The sequence below is a fragment of the Actinomadura sp. HBU206391 genome, assembly GCF_014323665.1.
GTDB lineage: Bacteria > Actinomycetota > Actinomycetes > Streptosporangiales > Streptosporangiaceae > Actinomadura_C.
Map to the genome: position 1 here is coordinate 1 of NZ_JABVEB010000043.1, position 17,620 is coordinate 17,620.

The following is a 17,620-nucleotide window of genomic DNA, read 5'->3' on the forward strand; positions in this document are numbered from 1 at the left end:
CAGCGTCCCCTCACCCCGGTCGGACGAGGATGCGGCGCGGCCCACGGCCCCTGCCCCCCGGTCCGTTAATGGCACGGCACACCTCCGCCGAGACCATATTCACCAGCGCACAAAATGCCCCAGAGCCCCCGGACCCAAGAGCGGGCCCATTCCGCGATGCCGGCCTGTAGGTACGGGAGGACTGACCCGGGTGCCGACGACGGATCAGGCCACCAGGCGGGCCTTCAGGGGTCTGTCGTGTTTCGGCAGCTCACGCAATCGTTGGCGCACGACGAGCACCGCTTCGATCAGAGCGCACGCACGTGAGAAGCGTGCCGAGAGCCTCGGTGTGCGCCTCGGTGACCGGCCCGGTGACCTCGAGATCGAACCAGTACTAGGCGCGAAGGTCGAGGGATCCCGGGGAATGGTGCGATGGCCTTACCTGGAGGGTGGCGAGGTCACGCTTGCGGGAGCGCGTCGGCGAGGATCTTGAGTTCTTCGAGGCCGTCGCGCATGTAGTCGATCAGGTCCCAGTTGCCGGGCACCAGGTCCGGACACGCGACGATGCCGATGTCGAGGCTGCCGTTGTAGGAGAACACGGTGATGTTGACCCCGCCGGTGAGATCGCTGATGACCGACGCCGGATAGTAGGCGAGCACCCGTGCGCCGCAGATGTACAGCGGCACCTGCGGCCCCGGCACGTTCGAGATCATCAGGTTCGCCGGCTGGACGAACGCAGGGGCGACCTGAAGGGCCACCCGGGTCGCCATCGCCGAGAACGCCCCCGGCACCATGCCGCTGAGCTCTTCGAACCAGTCGCCCGCCGAGGTGGTGACGAACCGCCGTTTGACCGTGCCCATGGCCGTGTGCACCGCCGCGAAGCGCTCGGCGGGATCGGCGATGTGCGTCGGCAGCGGCGCGATCATCGCCGACAGCCGGTTGGCGCCGTCACACCCGGGCCCGCCCCTGCGCAGCGACACCGGCACCGCGGCGACGAGCGGCTGGCCCGGTAGGACGTCCCGCTTGAGGAGCCAGCGGCGCAACGCGGTCGCGCACGTCGCCATGACGATGTCGTTCACGCTGACTCCGAGCGCACGCCGCAGCCGCCGGATGTCGCTCAGCGGCACCGATCCGAAGGCGAAGCTCCGGCGGGCCCCGATGGGACCGTCGAAGGGCGTGCGCGGCGGAGTCAGCCGCGGCAACCGGGGCGGGCTGTCGCGGCGCAGCACCGTGTGGGCGGCGCGGGCCATGAGGTCGGCGCCCGGATACTGGCCGACGACCGGTATCTGGTCGAGGTACGGAGCGGTGCGCGCGATCGAGCGCGCCGTGTGAAGCGGATGGATGGCGGCCTTGGCGAGCCCGAGGCCGAGCATGCGCAGCGGGTTCGGCGGACGCTCCGGCTCCTCCGACTCCGGCGGACGCCCCACCGCCCGCACCGGCTTCGGCTCCGGGTCGACGTCCAGCAGCGCCGTGAGCAGCTCGGCACCGAGCACGCCGTCGCTGGCCGCGTGGTGGACTTTGGCGAACAGGGCGGCCCGGCCGCCGTTGAGGCCCTGCACGAGGTACAGCTCCCACAGCGGGCGGCGCCGGTCGAGCGGGCGTTCGTGCAGCCGTGCGATCGCCTCCCCGAGCTGCAGGTCGGTGCCCGGCGCGGGCAGGCCCACCTCGTGGACGTGCCACGACGGATCGAAGTCCGGGTCCTCGATCCAGTACGGCCGGTCGATGCCGAGCGGCGCCGCGGACAGTTTCCTGCGCAGCGGCCTGGCCAGATGAGCGCGCTGCCGGACGAGCTCGACCACGGCCTCACGGGTGAGCGCGCCGCCTGGACACTCCGCCGGATCAACGATCCCGAGCCCGCCGATGTGCGCGACGGTCCGCCCACTCTCGACATGCAGGAAGGTGGTGTCCACTGCGGTCAGTTGGCTCATTGTGAGGCCCCCACGGCACGTAAGCGCATAAGCGATCCTCACCACGAATTACGGGGTACCCGACAGTAGGTCAATAGAGATGGTAAGGAAGTAACCCGCACTTAACGGCACGTTGACAGGGGCGACTACCACCCGGGACGTCCGGGTTGTCACTAAGCTAAATGTCCATGGCAGGACGTCCTCTACAGGAAATCGTTGAAGCGGGCTGGGCCACGGCGCTCGACCCGGTGGCCGGCCGGATCGCCGCGATGGGCGACTTCCTGCGCGCGGAGGTGGCGGCCGGTCGCCGCTATCTGCCCGCCGGTGCCCATGTGCTGCGCGCGTTCCAGCAGCCCTTCGCGGACGTACGGGTGCTGATCGTCGGACAGGATCCCTATCCGACGCCCGGTCATCCGGTGGGGCTCAGCTTCTCCGTGGCCCCTGACGTACGGCCGTTGCCGGGCAGCCTCGTGAACATCTTCCGGGAGTACTCCGAGGACCTCGGCCATCCGATGCCCAGCACGGGCGACCTCACCCCCTGGACCGAGCGCGGTGTGCTTCTGCTCAACCGCGCGCTCACGGTCGCGCCGCGCAAGCCCGCCTCGCACCGCGGCAAGGGCTGGGAGGAGATCACCGAGCAGGCGATCCGGGCGCTCGCCGCGCGAGGCACTCCGCTCGTCGCGATCCTGTGGGGCCGTGACGCCCGTAACCTGCGCCCGCTGCTGCAGGGGGTGCCCTGCATCGAGTCGGCTCATCCGAGCCCGATGTCGGCCGACCGCGGCTTCTTCCGGTCCCGCCCGTTCAGCCGGGCCGGTCATCTTCTCGAGCAGCAGGGCGGCCAGTCGATCGACTGGAAGCTCCCCTGATCGGGGTGGTCAGGTCAAGGCGTTCCTGACCACCCGGTCAGGTCATGGGCGGTCAGATCATGGCGTCGAAGGCGCGGCGGAACAGTTCGAGCGAACGGCGGATGGCCGCCTCGACCTGCTCGCGCTCGTCCTCGCGCGCGGTGATCTTGATGAGCTCCAGGGCCTCGCGGGGATGGGCGTCGTCATACTCCGCGTGCTCGATGAGCCACATGAGGGCGTGCTTGTCGTCCCCGCAGTACTCCTTGAAGGCGGGAAGCACCAGGCGGGTCCAGTCCCCGGTGACACCCTCGATCGCGTAGTTGATGGCGCCGAAGGCCTCGGCGAGCGATCCGCGATAGGCCATCGACCAAAGGAATTCGTAGAGCGCGCCGACCTCGGGGCCGGGCCGGTGAGAGACCATCTCTTCGTAGGAGATGCCGAGCGCCGCGCCCCAGTCGATGTACCACTGCGCGTGCAGCGCCTCGGTGCGGATGTTGCCGATCAGCCAGTCGCGGGCGAGGATGTCGCCGGGTTTCTGCCCGAACGTGGTCCTCGCCAGGTAGGCGCCCATGTACTTCGGGAACGCCTCGACGACGCAGAAGAACTCGAGCAGGACGCCTCGCCATACCCCTGCGGGGAACGGCTCTTGCGTGGTCGCCGCGAACAGAGGCGACTTGAGCACGCCCGTCCACTCAGGTGCGAGATTGGCGGTCATTGCCTCGACCCACTCGGGGTGAGGGGTCTCCGTCAGGTCCTCCTTCACCGCGCGGTGATACTGGGTGCGCGACGGCGGTCGTGTCGCAGTGCTCATCGGTGTGCGCTCCTCATTGGATGCCCTGCCCCGATTCCAGAGTGCGAACGCTTAGAGTATCGGCACGGTGGGCTCAAGGGGCAATCAACGATTTCCTTACTTTTCCGTTAGATATGTCGGTAACGCGCACCTTTCGCATACTGATCCTTGGTTAACGCGTCGAACGCACCGACAATCGGTCGACCGCCACCGAGCCGTCGAGACCAGGGAGGCCTCGTGCCGGAGAGCCGTGACCACGCGGTCGTGATCGGAGGCAGTCTGGCCGGTCTGCTGGCCGCGCGCGTGCTGACCGGCCACTTCACTCGCGTGACCATCGTCGAACGCGATCGCTTCCCTGAGACACCCGACCAGCGTCCCGGCGTACCGCAGGGGCACCACCTGCATGTGCTGTGGACGCGCGGGCTGGAACTGCTCGAAGAGCTCTTCCCCGGGTTCGAGGAGGAGATGCGCGCCGCCGGTGCGCCGAACCTCCACGTGCCCAGGGACGTCCTCTGGCTCACCGCCGCCGGGTGGCGGCAGCGCTTCGAGGTCACCCGCATGCTCACCTTCGGCCGCGGGCTTCTCGACTGGATCCTGCGCGGGCGCCTGGCCAAAGAGGTCGAACTGATGACCGGGCACGAGGTCACCGGCCTCATCCCGCGCGGCGGAGGCGTCGGCGGCGTCGTGGTGCGGGAACGCGGCGAAACCGGCGCTGACGAGCCGCTGCATGCCGACTTCGTCGTGGACGCGAGCGGGCGCGGCGCCCGCACGCCGGGCTGGCTGGCCGAGCTCGGTTACCCGGCGCCCCCGGAGACGCTGGTCGATCCGCTGCTCGGATACGCCAGCCGCCAGTACGCCGTCCCGGAGGGCTTCGACGCCGACTGGACGGCGCTCTATCTCCAGGCGGATCCGCCCGCCACCAGGCGCACCGGCGGGCTGTTCCCGATGGAGGGGGGCCGGTGGATGTGCAGCCTGAGCGGGGCCGGCCGGGACTACGGGCCCACCGACGAGGCCGCCTTCCTCGACTTCGCCAAGGGCCTGCGCAGCCCGGTGCTCTACGAGGCGATCCGGGACGCCGAGCCGCTCACGCCCATCATGGGATTCCGGCACACGGCCAACCGGCGCCGCCACTACGACCGGCTGCGCGCGTGGCCGGAGCGGTTCGTCGTGATGGGCGATGCCGTGTGCACGTTCGACCCGATCTACGGTCAGGGCATGAGCGTCGCCGCGCTCCAGGCGGTCGCGCTCGACCAGTGGCTGCGCGGTCGCGCCGGCACCCGGGAGTTCCAGCGGCGGGCCGCGCGCGTCGGGTCCGGCGCCTGGCTGATCGCCACGGGCGAGGATCTGCGGTACGCCGAGACCGAGGGCCCCCCGATCCGGCTGCGTACCAAGGTCATCAACCGGTACGTGAGCAGTGTCGTCGCCGCGGCCGACGTCGACCGGCGCGTCTGCGCCCAGCTCCTCGACGTTCTCGCGCTGCGGTCACGGCCGGAATCGCTGTTCCTGCCGCCGGTGCTGCTGCGGGTGATGACCGCCGGCCGCTCCACCGCATCGCGCGAGGCGGCGCTCGTCGGCGGCGCGGACCCGGGCCCCCCGCCCCGAGCCATGTCGTCAGGTCGCTGAGCCGTGTCCACGGAGGGAACTTGAACCAATCTCCCACCGTCGTCATCCCGCTCGGCGCTTTTCTATCCGACGCTGAACCCCCCAGGCCAGGCCTCACCGGTGATCATTCCGTGGACTTGGACCTCACGAAGTCGCTTCAGCGTCCACTCGATCGCGGTGTCGCTCAGGCCGGTCTCACGAAGCGTTCGCGCCAGATCTTCTGGATCCACTGCTCTCACCTCGGCCAGCACCTCGTCGCTGATTCGTCCGTTCTCGCGCTTCATCGCCTCCAGAACGAAGTCGGATCGGATGTTACGCACCGTGTTGTCCGGGAAGGCATGGCCGTGATCGATCGCCGCGGGGCGGCCATCCGGACGCATGAGGAAATTACCCTTCCCGGGCTCATTGTGCCGATCGGTATTGCCCCCGACGTAGTCCAGGACGGCCATCCGCTCCCGGTCCTGCACCGTATACCGCGCGAGTTCGCCCGGGCTCGAGCCGGTGACCCACTCCTGCAGCGATCCGTGCCCACGTGGCCCATCCAGAAATATCGTAGGGGGCACAAGACCGAAGCCAAGCTTTTGATCCAGCTTGAAGAAAGCGACCTCTCGTGCGGACGGCCCGCCCACGGGAAAGGGAACCGGCTTCAGCCAGGTCGGCGAACCGTCCTTGTCGGCTTTGTACGCACCGTACATACCGTCGCCCAGTGTCAGCCGGTAGACGACGCTGGCTCCCTGGTGGTCCACCTTCTCAACGAGATCCGGCCGTTGCGCCCACGGGATCCGCTGCGCCCTCTCCCGCATGGCGTCCTCTGCCGCACCGGCGGCCTGTGCGGCGCTCCGAGCTCTCGGCGGAGCGGATTTCCCGGCATTTCTCGGCTTGTGCGGTTCGGGAACCCCCGCCTTCCCCAGCTTGGCCGCTTTACCGATTCCTTTGCCGCCGTAGACCACGGCCGCGATGGTTGGAAATACACGCCCGTACGCCCGCGTCCTATGGCCATTGTTCCAATCGTCACGGAACGGCTTGGTCTCATCGTTCCAGATCGCCGCGGCACTGCTAACGGGATGGGCGGCCAGTTCACGAAGACCGGCATAAGTGCTATTAAAATTGGAATGACTGCAAAGATGAACCAGGCAAGCCGCGAAAAGGACGCCGTCCCAGGCCTCGGTGATCGCATGCCATGAACCGCGACGAGCACCGTCCATTCCTCCGCAGTAAAAGGCTATCCATTCCCAGCAATTACCATCGCTCGCCTCCCGGGCCACGCCGACGGGACCACCGTCCGCACGCGACCCCGCCGGGTCCTGCCCGGCCGGCGGGGCACCCGCCGAGCCCCCCGAATTCACCGCGCTCAACGGGCCGCCACCGTTCGCGGCCGGCCCGCACGGGCGCGAACCGACCTCGCACACGGCCGCCCCGACATCGCCGGTGACCCGCGCCGCAAGCCCAGACCCGGCCAAGGCCGCGAGAACGCAAACGACCAGCGCAACCATCGCCACATGAGAGACGGCGCCCTCGCCACGATCCGACGACGACCGTCGCGTCCGAGCGCGTCCGAACAACGCGATCACAACACCCCCCCGAGGGCCAGACGCACCGTCGGCACGCTAACCACCGGATTCCCCGCAGATCCAGAGCCCGCGGCCCCGGCCCCCCAGGTCCCAGGTGAGACCGAGGTCCACCCACATGTCACGCCTCCCGGGATGCGCCGACACCCCTCCGGACATCAGGCCCGAGCTTGTTCCGCACACCGGAACCGAGCATGATCGCACCGTTACGGCAGGCGCATGATGGGCGACCGTCCGGCCGAGCGCGTCACCACGATCACCACTCGGTTCCGACGCCCGCACCGGCACCACCGTCCAATACGATCGTGTCCTTTCCACGCACGACGATCGCCACGGGCATCACGCGAGCCGTCAGCCGCCAGTAGGCGCGTGGCCCGATGACACGGCTCGTGAGCTGGCGGTATGTCTCCGAACGCTCCGACGGCCTGCGCACCGACCTCACCGTGGACAGCCGGTGGCTGCAGATCCGTGTTCAGGTCGGCGCCGGCGACGAGACGCTCCGCGAAAGGCATGTCCCACTTCCATGTATTCGGTACGTCGTGATTCGATGCTCTCGCGGAGCTTTGAATCCCGAGGCTCGGATTGACGGCGTGCGGAGGTGAAGTCTCCGTATCACTCTGGCCGCGTCGTGCCTTAAGCGGCGGCGCGCTCGGCCGATGAGAAGGTCCTAAAGAGACATCACTGCACAACCTGGCTCGTGATCAATTCCGCAGACTCGGCGTCAGAGCCGAGATTCGTAGAACCCGGAAAGGCGCGACGAGCGAACGCGCGCGGGCAGGCGCAGCGTTTCGAGCGCCACGAGAATATTCATGGCCACAGTCTGGCGACAAGACGACCTTGTGGTCGATATCCACTTGCCGGGACATTGGACCTCATAGCCATCACGGACCTCCCGGGCAGGGCCGCTCTATATACGGCGGCCGGAGATCGCGATCTGTGGGGAGCTGCCCGTAAGGTAGAAAAGGATCAACAAGCTCTCCGACAACACCGCCGCCCGCGACGTTCTTCGCGGCCTCGGTGTCACCGTGGCCGAAGATGGCACGATCGGCACGGATCCCGACAGCGACTCCGCCTATGCGGCCCTCGCCCGGACATTGACCGATGACCAGCGGCGGCGACGGGATCCCTATCTCAACCGGAGCACACAGGTGCCGTTGTACGCGCCGTGTCCTGAGGCGCTGCCGCTGATCGGAAGACTCGGAGCGGTGGTTGTGACAGTGAGAAGCAGCAACGTTTGTTCGCTGGTTCGAGCGACGGCTGCGAGGGAGCCGGGGCGGTGATGTCGATGAGATTTAGTGACGGAGTCATGGAGGTGCATGGGTGAAGCACGGGCCTGCGGTGCGGTCCCGCCCTTGGCGAGGGAGCGGCTGTTCTGTGGAGACCTCGTTCGCCTGGCTCAAGCGGCCCAAGAACTTGTTCATATCGCTGCGGGTTGGCGTGTCGGCCAAGTACGGCTGGTTCAGTGGTTTTGAAGTGTGGCCAGCGTGCGGGCTGCGGGGGTGAGCGTGGCGGTCAGGCGCTGGCGGTCGGGCTCGGGCAGGCCACCCAGGTCGTCATCGAGGTCGGCGAGCAGGTCGGCCACCACCTCGGCGGCCAATGCGGCGGTGTCAGCGGCTGGGCCGAGCTTGCTGCGGGCCGCGTCCACTCGCGGCGGGGTGAGCCGCTCGACCGCGGCTCCCAGCAGCCAGGCCGGCACTCCCGTCACTCCGCCGGGCGGCGGCACGAACGGCCGGGCGCCGTTGTAGCGGGCGTCCTCGGCGAAGTCGGGATGCTTGACCTTCAATACCGGCCGTGGTCCCCGTTCGCTCGTATCCCAGGATACGGCGGGCTTGAGGACGTAGCCTTCGGCGCGGTTGCCGGGTAGTTCCGGAAGGCCCAGCGTGCCGGGCACCAGTGTCGGGAAGTCGACCGTCAGCTCTCCTAGCTTCTGCCGCTGGCCTTGACCCACCAGCGGCACGCACTCCAAGCCCACACCGGCCACCAGGTCCGCCAGCTCGGCGCGGCTCATCCAACGCGGTCCCGACGGTGTGGCGACGGCGCCGTCGAACGCCAGCCATACCAGGTCAGGGCTGTACCACACGCCGGTCTGCACCGGGCCGATGTCCTCGACTGGCGGTATCTGCGGGTGCGGATAGCCTCCGCCGGCCAGTTCCCCGTACAAGACCACGTCCTGTCCGGCCGTCCGGGCCGCTGCTGCCGCCGCTGTCGCCAGTACCGGCCACAGTCGCGTCACCCCGAAGAATGTCTCAAGCCGATCCTCGTCCAACAGCCCGCGCCGCCCGGCAGCCCGCGCCGTCCGGCCGTCGCTGACCAACGCGAGATGCGCGCCGTGCACCTTCTCCTCGGCCACCCAGCTCCCACCGGGCAACGTCCCGTCGCCGAACCGCTGCGGGATTTTCGGGTACCACACGGCCTTGACCTCCGTTCCGTGCCCGGGCGCCCTGCTGCCCGGCCGGGACTCTCCGGCGGGCAGCTTCTCTGACGCCCACCTGAAGATCAACTCATTTTCCGAGCCCGCAGGACACCACGACTTCAAACATCCGGTTCAGAGGCTCCCCAGGGACGGGCTCACGCTGGCGAAGGTGTGATGGCCGGGGTGCATTTGACCCACCCGGCTATGCGCAAGGGTCCTCGAAAGTCTTCCCTTGAAACAGAATGACCTACCGCGCGGGAGGCGGGGACTCGCTGATCCGGTGCCGTCACATCGGACGTTCAGGGCCGCAAGTGTGTCCAGCTCGGGAGGTGTGCTGTGACGGTACGACGTCAAGGGGGCCTGACGTCAAGAAGGCTTGACGTCAGGCCACCTTGACGCAAGAATGCTTTCATGTCGACTCCCGACGAGATTGAGGGCCGGTTCACGCCCGCATGGCAGGCTCACGGCCGGTGGATCGGCGATCAGGCCGAGCAGCACTTGCGTGGTGGCTGCTCCGGCTTGGGCGAGGGCCAGGTCGTGGCCCTACGAGCCGCTGCCGGCGAATCGGAGGCCGAGGCCTACGCTGATGACGAGGACCGGGCATGAGGCAGGACGCCGGGAGTGCGGTAGAGAACTCCGTCCGTCCGTTCACGCTCGACATCCCGCAAGCAGACCTGGAGGACCTGACCCGTCGTCTGGACGCGACCAGATGGCCGGATGAGATATCCGGGGTCGGCTGGTCCCAGGGGGTACCGCTGGTCTATCTCAAGGAACTGGCCGAGTACTGGAGCACCACCTATGACTGGCGGTCGCACGAAGCAGAACTCAATCGGCTTCCCCAGTTCACGACGGTGATCGACGATGCCGACGTTCATTTCCTCCATGTCCGATCCGCCGAACCGGATGCATTGCCGCTGCTGATCACCCACGGCTGGCCCGGGTCGATCGTCGAGTTCCTCGACGTCATAGGACCGCTGACCGATCCCCGGGCCCACGGGGGCGATCCCGCCGACGCCTTCCACCTGGTGATCCCCTCCATCCCGGGTTCGGGCCGTCCGGCCCGACCAGTGACGGCGGCTGGGACGTGCGTCGCATCGCCAGGGCCTGGGCGGAACTCATGCGGCGCCTGGGCTACCAACGCTACGGCGCGCAGGGCGGTGACTGGGGGCATGCGATCACCTTGGAGCTGGCCGTCATCGACTCTGACCACGTCGTCGGCATCCACCTCAACACCCTGCTCACGCTTCCTCCCGACGACCCGGCGCAGGCGGTCGGGCTCACCGATGACGACAGGGCGCGGCTCGATCGGCTGATCAGAGCGGAGCCTGAGATGTCGGGTTACGCGAAGATTCAAGGCACGCGGCCGCAGACGCTCGCCTATGCGCTCACCGACTCCCCGGTCGGGCAACTGGCGTGGATCGTCGAGAAGTTCAAGGAGTGGACCGACTCCACCGAACTGCCCGAGGACGCGGTCTCCCGCGACCGTCTCCTGACCAACGTAATGCTCTATTGGCTCACGGCGACCGCAGGGTCGTCTGCACGCCCTTACTGGGAGGAGTTCCATCAGTCCCGTCCGCCGCGCGCCGAGGCGCCGACGACGCCCACCGGTGTCGCGGTCTTCGCGGCGGACGTCGCCCGTCCCGTCCGGCGGCTCGCCGAACGCCAGCACAACATCGTCCACTGGTCCGAATTCGATCGAGGCGGTCATTTCGCCGCAATGGAGGAACCGGACCTGTTCGTTCAGGACGTGGGCGCGTTCTTCCGCCGGTTCCGCTGACGGCCCGCGCGAGCGAACGCGGATGTCAACACTTGGGTCCGCGGCGGCGCACACGGCCTCGGTAAGGGCGGTCGGAACCCATCGTTTCCCATCTCGTAACGTGCCGCCCTCGAATGCGGGCTCGACGTCCTCGCCGTCGTTCGGGTGACCCGGTATTCGGCAGCCGCAGGACATGACGTTGTCCGGTCATCGAGCCGCCGGGTGACGCCGCCGCGGACGACCACTCCTGAAGTGGGATACCGGCTTACCCTTCAGCACCGCGGTAGCCTGAATTGACGGTGGGCGCCGGGATGAGCTGCTCGGAATCGAACTGAATTACCCACGCAACGATGGACAGAAACGACTTCCAGTACGATCTCAGGAATGACAACCGGAAACGCTCGCTCCCAGAGCGGATCGGAACTCGGTTACGCTCGCGTCTCCGCCACCAGGCAGTCCCTGGAACGCCAACTCGACGCGCTCGCCAGTATCGGTATCCCCGTCGCGGGGGTCTGCGTCGACAAGAAGATCACTGATGATCGCCCGGCTTGGCGACACTATCGTGTGAAGACGGCGTGACCTCGGCACCGGCGACAGTCGCAGGCCGCGGTGATCGAGACGGGCTCGTCCCAGGGCTTCTCGTCCTGACGATGGTCATCTGCGCGATCTGGCCCGTATGCACGATCTCTGCCGTCGTCGGCGGCGTGGCCCTTGCCGCCACGGCGGCACTTGCCATTGTCCTGCGCTCATCGGCGGGGATCCGTGCGGCGGTATTCATCGGCACCTTGGCCGTCTGTTTCACCACCGGGATCCTCGCGAATTGGCCACCAGCGCTGACCGCGATCCTCGCGTGCGCCCTGCCTTTGACCGCACTACACCTTGCGGCGCGCCAGGCTCCGCGGCTTCGTCCTGCGACTCCGTGGCTGGCGTGGGGAAAAACAAGTCGGGAAACACCATGGCTCGCCCTGGCGACCGTGATGGGCGCCGCCATCGCGCTCGCCGCCTGGGCGCTCGCCGTCCACCCCGAACCTTCCGCCTATCTGCGCAGTCTCCAAGAACTCCCGACGTGGCAGGCCCTACTCGGCGTCGGAGCGTTCGCCCTCGTCAACCCCGTCTGGGAAGAAGCTCTCTTCCGCGGGGTGCTCCTTTCCGAGCTCGCCACCATCTGGCGGCCTCGCGTCGCACTCGTGCTCCAAGCGCTGTTGTTCGGCGCTGCGCACTGGACCGGCTTCCCCTCCGGCCCCACTGGCACGTTCATGGCCGCGAGCTGGGGCTTTATTCTCGGCATCATGCGCTTGCGCACCGGCGGTATCATCATCCCTTACCTCGTCCACGTCACCGCCAACGCCACCATCGGCGCCCTCGCGATCACCCTCCTGCGCTGAGTCCACAGGCCGCAGGCAACCCGAAGTGCGCCCGGTCGACAAAAAGGGCCGCGACGCCGTCACGTGCGTCGGGCTCGTTGACGGCCGATCTGTTTCACAAGCCGTGACCGCGGTCGCCGGGCGCTTGTTGAGAGCGCCCGCGCTTGGCGTGTCGAGAAGGGCTGCTGACGGCCGCTGTGGGCGGCGAGGGCGGTGCGTTCACCCCGGGTACCCGTGCTCGATGGGGGTTGCTCTATAAGAGATCATGAAGTTCTCCGGGCGGCGGAACTGACCGTGTCGCCTTACCCGTGTCCGTGCTCTGCACGACTAGACCGCGAAGTCGAGCGCGGCCTGGCCGTTGTCGCCGGATTCGAGTTCGGCCCAGGCCCGGCGCAGTCGTTCGGCTGCGAGCCGCAGGTCGGGCGGTTCGGCGACATAGGAGATGCGCAGGTGATTTGAGAATGCGTCGTCGTGTGAGGTCTTGGTGCCGGAAAGGACACGTACGCCATGGCGGGCCGCGAGCTGGGAGAAGTCTTCCGCATTACCGTGAGGGAGGCGGACCCACAGGAAGGGCCCGCCCTGTGGATGGGTCCATGACCATGTGGGCAGGTGCGTGCGGAGCAGACCGGAGAGGATGTCCAGCCGTTCGGTGAGCTGGCGTCGTCGGTACGCCCTCGTCTCGTCGGTTGCCGGCAGGACCCGTGCGGCGAGGAGCTGAGAGATGTGCGACGAGCCGAGGTCGGCGACGACCTTGAGGCGGGCCAGGCGTGTGATGAGGTACTCGGGCGCGCGGATCCAGCCCATGCGCATGCCGGCCCAGAACAGTTTGCTCAAAGAGCCGACGGTGATGACGGTGGCCCCGCCCGAAGAGGCGGTGAGGGACACCGCGGGCCGCCCGTCGAACGCGAGGTCGGCGAGCGTGGTGTCGTCGACGATCGCGGTCCCGGTGGCCTCCGCGAGGCGGGCGATGGCGTGCCAGCGTGCGGAACTCATCATCGTGCCCGTCGGATTCTGGCAGGCCGTCATGAGGTAGATGAGCCGGGCGGGTGAACGGTCGAGCGTCTCGCGCAAGGCGCGTACCTTCAGGCCCTCGTCGTCCACCGGCAGACCGATGACGGTCGCACCGACCGCTCGTGCGGAGTCCAGGGCACCGGCGTAGGTCGGGTTCTCCGTGAGGATGGTCCCCCGGTCTCGGCCGAACAGGGTGAACAGCAGATCGATGGCCTGCTGGGCCCCGCTGGTGACCAGGATCTCGTCGGCGGTCGTGGTGAGCCCGAGCGAGGTGTAGCGCGCCGCGATCGCGGCACGGAGCGAGGGCAGGCCGAGCGGCTCGTAGTCGAAGCCCGCAGCGAGAGCACGCAGGTCGCCGGCCGTGACGTTCAGGGTTTCTTCGGGCAGACCGTCCAGGCAGGCGGGCATGACCGAGCCCGAGCAGTCGATGAGCCCGTCGAATCGCTCGCCGGGGAGTTTGGCGGCCGGCATCTCCGAGACCGGGACCGCGGGCCCGATCGAACGGGCCGAGACGGCCACGCGGGTCCCGCTGCCCCGTGCGCTTTCGAGCAGGCCCTCCTCGCGCAGGACCCGGTAGGCGGCGATGACGGTGGTGCGGCTCAGTCCCAGCGATCTGGCCAGGTCGCGTTCGGACGGCAGGCGTGAGCCGACGCCGACCTCGCCGCGGCGGGCCGCGGCGCGGATCTGGTCGGCCAGCCGCCGATATAGAGGGCCGCTGCCGGAGAGATCGACGCTGTCCATTTAGGTCCAATGGCTCGGCAAGTGGATATCGATTAACAGGCCACTTTGCCGTCATTCTAGTCGAATGGATACTTCCATGATGCTCGAAACCCTACTGGTGCACGCGGACGCCGACGACGGTGAGTCCGCCATAGTGCCACCGATTTATCAATCCGTGCCCTTCTCGGCCGCCTCGGCCGAGGAGTTCGCGAAAGTGAGCACCACTCCTCGGGCGGAGCGGTTCTACCGACGGTACGGCAACCCGACCCAGGCCCGGCTCGAGGCCGTCATGGCGACCATCGAGGGAGCTGAGGCCGGGCTGGCCACCGCGTCCGGCATGGGCGCGGTCTCGACCACGGTCTTGTCGCTTGTCGCAGGCGGCGACCACGTCGTCGCGCAGCGCAGCATGTACGGAGGGACTCTGAGTTTCCTGCAGGAGGTGGCGCCGAGGCTGGGCATCGAGGTCACACTCGTCGATCAGACGGACACCAGGGCGTTCGAGCGCGCGGTCCGGCCGAACACCAAACTGATCATGCTGGAGACCCCCAGCAATCCGCTGCTGCAGATCACGGACGTGGAAGCCGTCACCGGGATCGCCCGCGACCACGGCATCCTGACGTTCGCCGACAACACGGTCGCCACGCCGGTGAATCACCGCCCGCTCGACCAGGGCGTGGACCTCGTCATGCACAGCATCACAAAGTCCGTGTCCGGGCACTCGGACGTGCTGGCCGGGATCGTGCTCGGCCGGTCCGATCTGATCGACAGGATCTGGCAGACCCATACCTTGATCGGGGCCGTCATCAGCCCCCACGACGCCTGGTTGGCGCTCCGCGGCCTGCGGACCCTGGCGATGCGCGTGGAACACCAGAACCGTACCGCTCTCGCCCTCGCCCGATTCCTGGACGATCACCCTGCCGTGGCCAAGGTCAACTACCCCGGCCTGGCCGGTCACCCTCAGCACGACGTGGCGAAGCGCCAGATGCGCGGCCATGGCGGGCTGCTGAGCTTCGAGCTTCGCGGTGGCTATGACACGGCGGAACGATTCATCGCCGCACTCGGCGTCCCCGCGCGCTCGCCAAGCCTGGGCGGCGTGCGTTCACTCGTCGTCCAGCCAGCCGCGATGTGGGAACACGAACTGACCGAGGAACAGCTCTCCGAGGCCGGTGTCCCGCCCGCGCTGGTACGGTTCGCCGTTGGTCTGGAGGCCGAGACCGACCTGATCGCCGATCTCGAGCGCGGGCTCACCGCGGCCTCGAGCGCCCGGTGACCGATGGACGCCCGCATCTCGAGCAACTATGCCGGTTGCCAGGTGAGGCCCGTGGTGGGGCGCTCTCCGGTAGTGATGTATTCGATCACGGCGCGGCGGGCGCTGGTCGCGCTGACGCGTGCTCGGTAGCCGGCTACGGTGATGGATCGTGCGTCGATCGACCACACGATATGCAGTAGCGGGTCGCCCGGTGGCAGTTCGACGGCGATGGTGTGGTCGGGGAGCCAGGTCACAGCGGCCCTGTCCACTTCGATGTCGATCTCGATGCGAAGGCCTTCGCCGTTGCCGTCGTAGGAGTGGACGAAGTCCCGGGGAAAGAGGTCTCCGCCCTCGCCTTCTCCCTGAGGGCGAAACCACAGCGCCTGGCCGGAGCGGCCGGTTCGCAGGATCTCACGGACGGCCTCATCGAACTTCTCGGCCGCCTCTTTCGGGCCGGACAGCTTCTCGGGGTACACCAGGTGGTTGATCATTAGGTACGTCATCAGAGGGTAATTCTGGATCTTCTGACACGAGGTCGCCTTGAGTTCCTGGCCGTCAGCGTATAAATCACAGCGGATGAACCGCCGTGTGGACCATGCGCAGCAGGTGGTGTACACAGGCGATGAACGAGCTGGACGCTGAAGTGGTTCAGCCTGCGATGCTCGAGCGTCCGGTGGATCCGGCCCGTTATCGGGGTGTGGTCCGGTCGGACAAGACCGTGCGGTGGGCGGTGGATGAGCTCGAGCAGGTCAGGCGGATGCGTGGGCGATCCCCGGGTGCGTGGCCCTCGCCGACCGCCCTGCCCGAGTCGCTGGACCGACTCGCCGAGTGGCTGACCGAGCTGGGATGGGATGATCTCACCTGCCTGGTTCGCCGGGAGGAACTGGCGGTCTATCGGACATTGTCGGCCGTCCAGCCGGGCTTGTTCACTGATCGGATCGTTCGCGTCTTGGTCGCGTTTCGCCGCAGCCTCATGGAGTGCAAGCGGTATGAGGAAGCACTCGAGGTCGTCGAGGAGCTCGTGCGGCTGTCGGAAACCAGCCGATCAGCGCAGGCGGAGGCCCCGGATGCGCGCTACTCGCGGACGCTGCTCCTTGCCAGGCTCGGCCGCGATCAGGAGGCGGTGGAGTCCGCGGCCGAGGCGGTGACCGAGGCCCGCGGGCGGCTACGGCACGCTGGGGTCGCATCGGCGAGCTTCGAGCTCATCCATGCACTGGCGGCCTATGCGGATCGTCTGGACAAGGTCGGCCGCGTCGCCGAAGCGGCCGAGGTGAGCGCCGAGGTCATGGCGGCTTGGTGGCGACAGGCCGACTCGACGGTTCAGTTCCTGCAGACGCTGGATCTGTGCAGCGACCGGCTCGTCCGGAGCGGGCAGACCGAACAGGCGCGCGCGTGCATCGTCGAGGCGATGGGAAGGATGCGGCGCCGTAAGCGTGACACCTACCAGGCAAGGGCCTGGCACAATCTCGGCGTCCGCCTGCTCGCGCTGGGGGCGCCGGAAGCAGCGCTGACCGCCGGCGAGGAAGCGGTACAGCTTTACCGCGACAGGGCGCGCGCTCATCAGGAGCGGCACCGGGAGCTGGAGGCGGACGACGACTGGGACGACGATCACCGCTACTCCCAGGCGTACCTGCTCGAGCGGCGGAACGAGGAGCTGAAGTCCTCGCGGCAGGAGGTTTGTCGAGCCGAGCAGGACCTGCACGACGCCCTGCTCGCCCTGAGTGCCTGCCTGCAGCAACTCGACCGCATCGACGAGGCGGCGGCGGCCACCGCCGAAGCCGCCGCACTCCCCGCTTGAATCCCGTCTCGTAACGATCTTGGGCATACCGGCTGCGGGGTACGGGACCGCCACGACCAGGCGGGCGTCGGCGCGGATGATGGGACCCGCAGGTTGACCGAGTGCCGATGGTTCCTGGAGGAGGCCGCCACGCTGCGCCTAGATCACGGCCAGAGATGCGCCCTAGCCCGGGGCCCCATGCCTACCCGTCGAAGTAGGACCAGCGGAATCTGTGTTCGAGCAGCGGCGTCAGGGTTCCACGGTGGAGCGCGCCGAAGCTCACGACCAGCTCGTTGTCGTCGTTGCTGACCTGCGCGAGCAATCCCGGGGCCGCAAAGAACCTCTCGGCGAAGAAGGTCGGTAGGAATGGACTCAGGGGTATGGGACGGAGCAGGTTCCACAACGCGTCAAGGCTCGCGGTCGGCATGCAGTAGGTCCATGCATGGTAGGGGGCGGCAATGATGGCTTCGAAGAGGGTGAACTGCAGGAGGAAGCGGCTCAGCGGTTCCTTTTCGAGGATCGTCTCCGGGGCCTCCGCGTAGGGGTCTTCGGTGAGCCACACGGGGGGATCGGCATCGCCCGGCCTCTGTGGTGGCCACAGGATGGACCAGTCCATACCGGCCCCATTCCACACCGCAA

14 protein-coding genes and 1 pseudogene are annotated in these 17,620 nt (G+C 67.9%); 8 read left to right on the plus strand and 7 right to left on the minus strand.

The window, feature by feature from the left end:
- Positions 1–437: 437 nt before the first annotated feature.
- Positions 438–1,907 (minus strand): WS/DGAT/MGAT family O-acyltransferase, encoded by a 1,470-nt coding sequence (locus HKK72_RS15985; RefSeq protein WP_187235164.1) that lies wholly within the window; start codon positions 1,905–1,907, stop codon positions 438–440.
- 167 nt (positions 1,908–2,074) lie between these two features.
- On the opposite strand from HKK72_RS15985, the gene HKK72_RS15990 reads away from it, so the two are divergent.
- Entirely contained in the window at positions 2,075–2,752 is a 678-nt protein-coding gene (locus tag HKK72_RS15990; protein WP_187235165.1) for a uracil-DNA glycosylase, read from the plus strand.
- A gap of 52 nt (positions 2,753–2,804) precedes the next feature.
- Here HKK72_RS15990 and HKK72_RS15995 read toward each other — a convergent pair whose 3' ends face one another.
- Positions 2,805–3,542, minus strand: a complete 738-nt coding sequence (locus HKK72_RS15995) for a TenA family transcriptional regulator (protein WP_187235166.1) — start codon at positions 3,540–3,542, stop codon at positions 2,805–2,807.
- Between the two features lie 216 nt (positions 3,543–3,758).
- On the opposite strand from HKK72_RS15995, the gene HKK72_RS16000 reads away from it, so the two are divergent.
- Positions 3,759–5,144 (plus strand): FAD-dependent oxidoreductase, encoded by a 1,386-nt coding sequence (locus HKK72_RS16000; protein WP_187235167.1) that lies wholly within the window; start codon positions 3,759–3,761, stop codon positions 5,142–5,144.
- A gap of 62 nt (positions 5,145–5,206) precedes the next feature.
- On the opposite strand, the gene HKK72_RS16005 is transcribed toward HKK72_RS16000, so the two are convergent.
- Positions 5,207–6,616, minus strand: coding sequence for a hypothetical protein (locus HKK72_RS16005; RefSeq protein ID WP_187235168.1), 1,410 nt, complete (start codon positions 6,614–6,616; stop codon positions 5,207–5,209).
- Between the two features lie 1,534 nt (positions 6,617–8,150).
- Positions 8,151–9,191, minus strand: a complete 1,041-nt coding sequence (locus tag HKK72_RS16010; RefSeq protein ID WP_187235169.1) for an RNA ligase family protein — start codon at positions 9,189–9,191, stop codon at positions 8,151–8,153.
- Between the two features lie 324 nt (positions 9,192–9,515).
- Between HKK72_RS16010 and HKK72_RS16015 the strand changes: the two genes are divergently transcribed.
- The 4 genes and pseudogenes from HKK72_RS16015 to HKK72_RS16030 all read left to right on the plus strand — a co-directional run bounded on the left by HKK72_RS16015 (position 9,516) and on the right by HKK72_RS16030 (position 12,245).
- Complete coding sequence (locus HKK72_RS16015; RefSeq protein WP_187235170.1) at positions 9,516–9,710, plus strand: hypothetical protein; 195 nt, start codon at positions 9,516–9,518, stop codon at positions 9,708–9,710.
- Positions 9,707–10,881, plus strand: a pseudogene (locus tag HKK72_RS16020) (epoxide hydrolase family protein). The gene HKK72_RS16015 and the pseudogene HKK72_RS16020 overlap by 4 nt, the downstream one beginning before the upstream one ends.
- A gap of 363 nt (positions 10,882–11,244) precedes the next feature.
- Entirely contained in the window at positions 11,245–11,439 is a 195-nt protein-coding gene (locus HKK72_RS39860) for a hypothetical protein (RefSeq protein ID WP_222720777.1), read from the plus strand.
- 71 nt (positions 11,440–11,510) lie between these two features.
- Positions 11,511–12,245: a CPBP family intramembrane glutamic endopeptidase gene (locus tag HKK72_RS16030; protein ID WP_187235171.1), complete on the plus strand. Its 735-nt coding sequence runs from the start codon at positions 11,511–11,513 to the stop codon at positions 12,243–12,245.
- A gap of 306 nt (positions 12,246–12,551) precedes the next feature.
- Here HKK72_RS16030 and HKK72_RS16035 read toward each other — a convergent pair whose 3' ends face one another.
- Entirely contained in the window at positions 12,552–13,976 is a 1,425-nt protein-coding gene (locus tag HKK72_RS16035; protein WP_187235172.1) for a PLP-dependent aminotransferase family protein, read from the minus strand.
- A gap of 76 nt (positions 13,977–14,052) precedes the next feature.
- Between HKK72_RS16035 and HKK72_RS16040 the strand changes: the two genes are divergently transcribed.
- Positions 14,053–15,225 (plus strand): trans-sulfuration enzyme family protein, encoded by a 1,173-nt coding sequence (locus tag HKK72_RS16040; RefSeq protein ID WP_222720778.1) that lies wholly within the window; start codon positions 14,053–14,055, stop codon positions 15,223–15,225.
- Positions 15,226–15,251: 26 nt separating this feature from the next.
- On the opposite strand, the gene HKK72_RS16045 is transcribed toward HKK72_RS16040, so the two are convergent.
- Positions 15,252–15,707, minus strand: a complete 456-nt coding sequence (locus HKK72_RS16045) for an Imm1 family immunity protein (RefSeq protein WP_187235174.1) — start codon at positions 15,705–15,707, stop codon at positions 15,252–15,254.
- A 119-nt stretch (positions 15,708–15,826) separates the two neighbouring features.
- On the opposite strand from HKK72_RS16045, the gene HKK72_RS16050 reads away from it, so the two are divergent.
- Entirely contained in the window at positions 15,827–17,002 is a 1,176-nt protein-coding gene (locus HKK72_RS16050) for a hypothetical protein (protein WP_187235175.1), read from the plus strand.
- Between the two features lie 181 nt (positions 17,003–17,183).
- On the opposite strand, the gene HKK72_RS16055 is transcribed toward HKK72_RS16050, so the two are convergent.
- Positions 17,184–17,597 carry a hypothetical protein gene (locus HKK72_RS16055; RefSeq protein ID WP_187235176.1) on the minus strand — a complete coding sequence of 138 codons (414 nt, stop codon included), beginning with the start codon at positions 17,595–17,597 and terminating at the stop codon, positions 17,184–17,186.
- Positions 17,598–17,620 lie beyond the last annotated feature (23 nt).

What these genes read in the sequence shown, in the direction of transcription:
- HKK72_RS15985 (WP_187235164.1), bottom strand. Translation starts at nt 1,907, where the DNA reads ATGAGCCAACTGACCGCAGTGGACACCACCTTCCTGCATGTCGAGAGT.
- HKK72_RS15990 (WP_187235165.1), top strand. Translation starts at nt 2,075, where the DNA reads ATGGCAGGACGTCCTCTACAGGAAATCGTTGAAGCGGGCTGGGCCACG.
- HKK72_RS15995 (WP_187235166.1), bottom strand. Translation starts at nt 3,542, where the DNA reads ATGAGCACTGCGACACGACCGCCGTCGCGCACCCAGTATCACCGCGCG.
- HKK72_RS16005 (WP_187235168.1), bottom strand. Translation starts at nt 6,616, where the DNA reads ATGGTTGCGCTGGTCGTTTGCGTTCTCGCGGCCTTGGCCGGGTCTGGG.
- HKK72_RS16015 (WP_187235170.1), top strand. Translation starts at nt 9,516, where the DNA reads ATGTCGACTCCCGACGAGATTGAGGGCCGGTTCACGCCCGCATGGCAG.
- HKK72_RS39860 (WP_222720777.1), top strand. Translation starts at nt 11,245, where the DNA reads ATGACAACCGGAAACGCTCGCTCCCAGAGCGGATCGGAACTCGGTTAC.
- HKK72_RS16030 (WP_187235171.1), top strand. Translation starts at nt 11,511, where the DNA reads ATGGTCATCTGCGCGATCTGGCCCGTATGCACGATCTCTGCCGTCGTC.
- HKK72_RS16035 (WP_187235172.1), bottom strand. Translation starts at nt 13,976, where the DNA reads ATGGACAGCGTCGATCTCTCCGGCAGCGGCCCTCTATATCGGCGGCTG.
- HKK72_RS16040 (WP_222720778.1), top strand. Translation starts at nt 14,053, where the DNA reads ATGATGCTCGAAACCCTACTGGTGCACGCGGACGCCGACGACGGTGAG.
- HKK72_RS16045 (WP_187235174.1), bottom strand. Translation starts at nt 15,707, where the DNA reads ATGACGTACCTAATGATCAACCACCTGGTGTACCCCGAGAAGCTGTCC.
- HKK72_RS16050 (WP_187235175.1), top strand. Translation starts at nt 15,827, where the DNA reads ATGAACGAGCTGGACGCTGAAGTGGTTCAGCCTGCGATGCTCGAGCGT.
- HKK72_RS16055 (WP_187235176.1), bottom strand. Translation starts at nt 17,597, where the DNA reads ATGGACTGGTCCATCCTGTGGCCACCACAGAGGCCGGGCGATGCCGAT.